We start from the raw sequence: 6,100 nt of genomic DNA on the forward strand, positions 1-6,100 counted from the left end.
CTGCTCAAGTAATCAGTCAACATCAACATATGATTAAAAAATTAATTTGTGCTTTTTTCATGATGCTCTCTTGTGTAGCCTACGGAGAAGTTGAAGCTATTGGTAAGGAAACTATGAATTCTGAAGCATATATACCTCCAGAAATGCCAAATTATCCTCAAAATTATGAGGAGGTAATGATCACTTTTGCTCCTTACTATAAAGAGAAGCGGCCTCTGGCATATTTCTTTGAATTATACATTGTTGACATTTTAGGCAAACTTCCCGGCACTACCACAAACGCTCTTTCAGAGTTCTCTCAAAAACACCCAACATTTTTCGAGAGTACAAATGGTAGCTGGAGAAATTATGTAAAGGAAAATTTGCATCTTTCTGATACAATTGAGATAGCAATATGGGATTTATGGATACGTAATTCACAAGTCGCAGAGAAAGATGGTTGGGTTTATCACCCTTGGCATTATGCACAAAACTTTTCTGATAATTACTTCATTGACAAAAGCAAAGTTGACATTTGGCCAGGGAACTCATTAGAAGAAGCCAAACAACGAATTGCAGTCTATCAACAAAACGCAGCTAACAAGTAAATCCAGGTGACGCCTACGGCGCACCTGATTTAGGCGTTAGCTGTTAAAGGTGAGTTTGTCATTCCTTTTGTTCTGGTTCAGCATAATCATCGAGAAGAAATAGAGAAGCTGTCGTAAACTTCGAGCGTTAAGTTCAGTGAAAAGCTGGCAGTTGAGTTTAGCGTAAATGCTTTTCGAGTTAAGCCGGGTAAAGTTCAGTCTTTTTGGTGGCATTCCATGCCACATCACCGTTGCCACAAACCCGGCATCAGCTTTTTCGTTTTTGCTTTCATCGTGTGCCAGCTCAACGAAGAACTGAGGTAAAAAGGTAGGGCAAATATCTTCAGCTTTACCAAGCGAAGAAGGTTTCTTTGTTCATGGTTTGCTGGCGATTAAGTTCAACGCAAAGACTTTTCGTGTTAAGCCGGTGCAGAGTTCAGTCTTTTTGGTGGCATTCCATGCCACATCACTGTTGTCACAAACCCGGCATCAGCTTTTTCGTTTTTGCTTTCGTCGTGTGCCAGCTCAACGAAGAACTGAGGTAGAAAGGTAGGGCAAATATCTTCAGCTTTATCGAGCGAAGAAGGTTTCTTTGTTCATGGTTTGCTGGCGATTAAGTTCAGCGCAAATGCTTTTCGTGTTAAGCCGGGCAGAGTTCAGTCTTTTTGGTGGCATTCCATGCCACATCACTGTTGTCACAAACCCGGCATCAGCCTTTTCGTATTTGCTTTCATCATGCGCCAGCACCAGAAAGCCGAGGCCAGCAAGGTTGGGCAAAACTGCAAAGTTCAGTTTAAAAAAACAGCTAACAAAAAAATCCAGGTGACGCCTACGGCGCACCTGATTTAGGCGTTAGGTGAAGCTGAGTAAACTTCAAGTCTGATAAAGTAGCATTCTTTATTGTGCTGGCTGGCGTTGGGTGAGATAGGAGTTGTTTCCCCGAGTTACGCCGCAATTTAAATTTCTATCGTCGTCGAGTAAAGCGTTTGCGGCGTTTTAGCTCCGAGTTCAGACCTTTCAGTTGCCAACGCCAGCATAATCATTGTGCATAAATCACCAGGCAAACAACTGTGTTCAACCTTGAAAAAACATCGGCTTTATTGTGCAAGGCTGGCTAAAAACATCGAAGTTCATTCCTTCGAGTCGCGCCGCTATAAAAATCTGCGCTTTGTTTAAGCTCACAGCTTGCGGCGTTAAGTCTTGTGTCCATACATTCGTGCAGCCAGCCATAACCAAAGTGCACACTTCGTATTGTGGTGCGGCACATTCAATGCAAACCGGGTAAGCACCTAACAAGCGCATCCAAGTGACGCCTTCGGCGCACCTGATGCGGGCGTTAGGTGAAGCTGAGTAAACTTCAAGTCTGATAAAGTAGCATTCTTTATTGTACTGGCTGGCGTTGGGTGAGATAGGAGTTGTTTCCCCGAGTTACGCCGCAATTTAAATTTCTATCGTCGTCGAGTAAATCACTTGCGGCGTTTTAGCTCCGAGTTCAGACCTTTCAGTTGCCAACGCCAGCATAATCATTGTGCATAAATCACCAGGCAAACAATTGTGTTCAACCTTGAAAAAACATCGGCTTTATTGTGCAAGGCTGGCTAAAAACATCGAAGTTCATTCCTTCGAGTCGCGCCGCTATAAAAATCTGTGCTTTGTTTAAGCTCACAGCTTGCGGCGTTAAGTCTTGTGTCCATACATTCGTGCAGCCAGCCACAACCAAAGTGCACACTTCGTATCGTGGTGCGGCACATTCAATACAAACCGGGTAAGCACCTAACAAGCGCATCCAAGTGACGCCTTCGGCGCACCTGATGCGGGCGTTAGGCGAAGCAAAGTCAACTTCCAGTTTGATAAAGTAGCATTCTTTATTGTGTTGGCTGGCGTTGGGAGAGATTGGAGTTTTTCCCCTGAGTTGCGCCGCAATTTAAATTTGTGTCGGCGTCGAGTAAAGCGCTTGCGGCGTTTTGGCTCTGTGCTCTGGCCTTCGAGTTGCCAACGCCAGCATACCTATTGTGCAAAAGTCACCAGTCAAACAACTGTGTTCAACCTTAAACAAGCATCGGCTTTATTGTGCAAGGCTGGCTAAAAATATCGAAGTTCATTCCTTCGAGTCGCGCCGCTATAAAAATCTGTGCTTTGTTTAAGCTCACAGCTTGCGGCGTTAAGTCTTATGTCCATACATTCGTGCAGCCAGCCACAAACAAAGTGTAAACATCGTATTGCGGTGCGGCAATTTCAGTGCAAACCGGGTAAGCGCCTAACAAGCGCATCCAAGTGACGCCTTCGGCGCACCTGATGCGGGCGTTAAATGGCAAAACCAACATTCACATGAATATCAAGGTAAAGTGAAGCGCAGCAATGCTTTTCATTGTGATGATCATATTTTCAATATGGAAAGGTAAAGCCCTTCTTGAAGTTGACTCCTGTCTTGATGCACGAGGTAGATTCAACTATGAAAGTCTTGTTTGTGAGAATCACTTAATAAATGAATAAAGCCATTTCATCAGTATTTTTTGCAGCTCTTCTTATCATCTCGCTGGTTCAGCTAGCAGGAGTTTCAGAAAAATTGGTTCATGGCATATGGATGTATTTAAAGTTTTATTCATATGGTGGCGGTGGCTACACGACTCTCAATACGACAATCACTGTCATTGTCTTCTTCGTATCATTAACAAGCACAGTCATATGTACTGCTATAGAAGTAAAATACAAATTTGCAAAGGTTTGCAGCAATTTATCAAAGGTAGCCTGCATAGCAAATCTTATAATCCTATTGGCATTATCACTCAGTCCAATTGGGCGGCTAGTGTAGTGCAATTTGCCATTTAACAAGTAAATCCAGGTGACGCCTACGGCGCACCTGATTTAGGCGTTATGTTTTTATAGTTCCTCCCGCAAATAGTCAGCTGAAATATATCCATCTGTGAACTCAAAATCAACGTCCTGCAAACCTTTTAAACCAAAGTCAAGATTTGTCTTACTTAAGCTGCGAATTTTTAAAATATGACTGAACGAGTCTATAATCTCAGTTGTGCCATCCATCCGTACATCTATTTCTTTCAGGTCAGTTAGATTATACCTACTGCTTAAAAAAATTAGAGGTTGGGCATGCTGATACATCCGATGAGGCATCAAGAAAATCTTTCCGATTTCCTTTTTAATAATTTGTTCACTTCCCCCCTTATATTCAAAATAGTCATAATATCCATATAATCCATCATGAATATCAAAATAACTAATATCTGGTTCACGATTATCTAGTGACACCTTTGTTTTATCAGGTTCATAAAGAACTAACGCTGGAAAATTCTGATATTCTTTGACATGATAAAGCTTTATTTTAACTTTGTTTCTTGTGCGTGGGTCTGTATAAACCCATCTAACATCAAACAAACTCAGATAGGCATCATCTTTTACGTATGGAGGTCTACCCCCATTATGATAAAAACACTTTGCAAAAAGTATATTCGAGAATAAAAGAAAGAAACATATTACTACAATAGATTTTTTCATAACACTTCACTCTTTATTAAGTTAAAAAATTAAAGTAGAAAAAACTAAATTTTTCTCTAACAAAGTGGTCAGAAAACATAACAAGTGCATCCAGGTGACGCCGCAAGCGGCGCACCTGATGCAGGCGTTATGCGTCTTGAGTCAAACTTCGAGAATCTCAGCATTAAATGAAGGATATTTATTTATAGGCAGATCATAAAAAATACACTCACCTTGCATCAATAGAAAATCGTAAATTCAAATCACTACTTCACTTTTAACTCAAGAAAATAATTTGGATAGTTTGTGGAAATTACAGCTAAGAAAATATCAAAGTCATCCCTTTTCAAAATATATTTCATTGGAATAGCTGGAGGTTTTTTTGCACTATTTTTAATCTTCGGTATTATGGCTATTTTTGGGGCTGAAACCGTAAAATGGAACAATGAACCCATTACGGGATTTATGGGTCTCGCTACTGCATTGCTAATGTGGCCAATCTTTAGCTTTATTTTTTCGGGTTTTCTGTGGCTAGTAAGCATTATTGGCTTATGGATATATTCATTATTCCGCCCTATCAACGTCACGTTTAAAGATGTAATCTCTCAGAAAGAGAGCAACGCATAACAAGTAAATCCAGGTGACGCCTACGGCGCACCTGATTTAGGCGTTAGCTGCCAATCAACAGTTGAGTTTCAACATGATCATATGCAAAGAGAAAAGAAGGAATGAGTTATTAAAGGCAGGTGTTCCAAATGAATTCCTTTTTGCCCTTGAGTCAAGTGAGAATTTTGAAGATTTGGAATATATAGGTAAGGAGCCTGAAAGCTTTTATTTCTATATGCCTGATGTTATCGAAAACTATAAGGTTTTAACCGGTTATGACGTCACACCAATTTATGAGGGATGCAATGGAGACACATACTATGCTCTTCTAACATCAGGTGACGAGAAACGCTTTGTTCATTTCGAGCTAGAACAGGATGCAATATACAAAGATTTTGGGGACAATTTCCAATTTGTTCTAGCCGACTTCCTCATTGATTATTATGAGTTTGCAACAGATATCAGCGTTGATAAATTAACCAAATACGGTTATGAAATTGGCTTCAAGTCGTCAAAAGAGTTATTTTTAGCACTTGCGTCCGCGGATGAAAAAAATCTTAGAAATAGCTTCGATAGTGATAGTAGTTGGCGAAAAAAGCATATTCCCAAAATAATCGAGCAGCAGCTAACAAGTAAATCCAGGTGACGCCTACGGCGCACCTGATTTAGGCGTTATGTGAAAACCCAACATTGAAGTAACATCATGTCTTTAAGAAAAATTGGTCTGGTTGGCGGGTTAAGCTGGGTATCTACCGCAGAGTATTACAAACTCATAAATGAAGGTGTACGAAGTTGTCTTGGTGGTTACAATTCAGCTCATATACTAATGGACAGCTTAAACGAGCAAGAATTCATAGATGCTTCAATTGCTGATCCAACAGATAAAAAATGTGAAGAGTTGGTTCTTGAATCTGTAGAACGACTGAAAAATTCAGGTGCTGAAATATTTGCTCTTTGTGCAAATGGTATTCACCGATTTGAGCCAGCCATAAAGCAGGAACTAGGCGTAGATATTCTAAACATTGCTAAAGCAACATCCGAAGTAATATCACAAACTCAGTATAAGCGGGTTGGTATTCTCGGAGTTCAAAAAACGATGGAAGGCAACTTTTACAAATATCAGCTTCAAGCTCAAGGTATAGAGCTAATTATTCCTGAAAAATCAGATCGTGAAATAATCCATCAAAAAATCATGGATGAGTTGGTACTCGGTAACTTCCGAGAGGAAACTTGCCAGCTCTACTACGGCATTTGCCAAAAAATGTACCGACAAGGTGCTGAGAGCATTATTCTCGGTTGCACTGAAATACCTTTACTCATGGCAAACGTAGAAAGCAGTGATTTTGTACTTCACTCAACAACTGAGCTTCATTGCAACGCAATAGTAAAAGCAGCTGTGAGCTAAGTGCAATTTTTCACATAACAAGCGCATCCAG

Annotated in this window: 7 protein-coding genes; 4 read left to right on the plus strand and 3 right to left on the minus strand. The window is 40.5% G+C overall.

Annotation, left to right across the window (positions count from 1 at the left end; genetic code table 11):
- The coding region (locus tag ACY2RQ_RS18680) for a hypothetical protein (protein WP_490114521.1) at window positions 1-587 on the plus strand (587 nt) is incomplete at its 5' end.
- 549 nt (window positions 588-1,136) lie between these two features.
- On the opposite strand, the gene ACY2RQ_RS18685 is transcribed toward ACY2RQ_RS18680, so the two are convergent.
- A complete protein-coding gene (locus tag ACY2RQ_RS18685) occupies window positions 1,137-1,343 on the minus strand; it encodes a hypothetical protein (protein WP_490114522.1) in 207 nt (68 codons plus the stop codon).
- A gap of 1,708 nt (window positions 1,344-3,051) precedes the next feature.
- Here ACY2RQ_RS18685 and ACY2RQ_RS18690 point away from each other — a divergent pair.
- Entirely contained in the window at window positions 3,052-3,378 is a 327-nt protein-coding gene (locus ACY2RQ_RS18690; protein ID WP_490114523.1) for a hypothetical protein, read from the plus strand.
- Between the two features lie 68 nt (window positions 3,379-3,446).
- Here ACY2RQ_RS18690 and ACY2RQ_RS18695 read toward each other — a convergent pair whose 3' ends face one another.
- Together ACY2RQ_RS18695 and ACY2RQ_RS18700 are read right to left on the minus strand one after the other, a co-directional pair.
- A complete protein-coding gene (locus tag ACY2RQ_RS18695) occupies window positions 3,447-4,079 on the minus strand; it encodes a hypothetical protein (protein ID WP_490114524.1) in 633 nt (210 codons plus the stop codon).
- Between the two features lie 245 nt (window positions 4,080-4,324).
- Window positions 4,325-4,600: a hypothetical protein gene (locus tag ACY2RQ_RS18700; RefSeq protein ID WP_490114525.1), complete on the minus strand. Its 276-nt coding sequence runs from the start codon at window positions 4,598-4,600 to the stop codon at window positions 4,325-4,327.
- Between the two features lie 158 nt (window positions 4,601-4,758).
- Between ACY2RQ_RS18700 and ACY2RQ_RS18705 the strand changes: the two genes are divergently transcribed.
- The gene (locus ACY2RQ_RS18705) at window positions 4,759-5,310 is read left to right on the plus strand and encodes a hypothetical protein (RefSeq protein ID WP_490114526.1); all 552 of its coding nucleotides are present in this window, start codon (window positions 4,759-4,761) and stop codon (window positions 5,308-5,310) included.
- Between the two features lie 57 nt (window positions 5,311-5,367).
- On the plus strand, window positions 5,368-6,069 hold the full coding sequence (locus ACY2RQ_RS18710; protein WP_490114527.1) for an aspartate/glutamate racemase family protein: 702 nt from the start codon (window positions 5,368-5,370) through the stop codon (window positions 6,067-6,069).
- Window positions 6,070-6,100: the final 31 nt, after the last annotated feature.

Source organism: Parendozoicomonas sp. 209JJ7-1 (assembly GCF_058147085.1).